Raw genomic sequence first — 448 nt, 5'->3', positions numbered from 1 at the left:
ACGTGCGGCGGACCTCGACCGCGTCGGTGGCGAGGGCGATCGCCTCGGCGCCGCGGCCCAGGCGGGCGAGCAGGGTGGCGTGGCGCAGCAGGACGGGGGCCAGGCGGACCTCGGCGGGGCCGGTGCCCAACAGGCGTTCGGCCTCGCCGAACGCCGCGAGCGCGGCGTCGGGGGAGCCTGTTGCGGCCAGTCGGCCGGCCGATTCGTCCAGGGACAGGGCGAGTTCGGTGCGGTAGCGCTCGGGGGTCTGGGCGGCGAGGGTGCGAAAGAGTTGTACGGACTCGCCGAGCGTGGTCAGCGCCTGGTCCTGGTGGCCGGTGTCGCCGAGCCGGGCGCCGAGTTCGCGCAGGGCGCCGGCCAGGAGGGGGCGATGCGCGCGATGGTCGACCGCGGCGAGTCGGCGGGCGTGCTCCACCGCGCTCGCGGCGACCTTGGCCGCGTCCTCGCC

General features: G+C 77.5%; 1 pseudogene. It reads right to left on the bottom strand.

Going from position 1 to position 448, the window contains the following annotated elements:
- Positions 1–448, bottom strand: a pseudogene (locus tag GT354_RS26405) (hypothetical protein); the annotation flags it as partial.

Source organism: Streptomyces sp. SID3343 (assembly GCF_009865215.1).
GTDB lineage: Bacteria > Actinomycetota > Actinomycetes > Streptomycetales > Streptomycetaceae > Embleya.
This window is presented reverse-complemented; position numbering and strand designations above follow the sequence as displayed.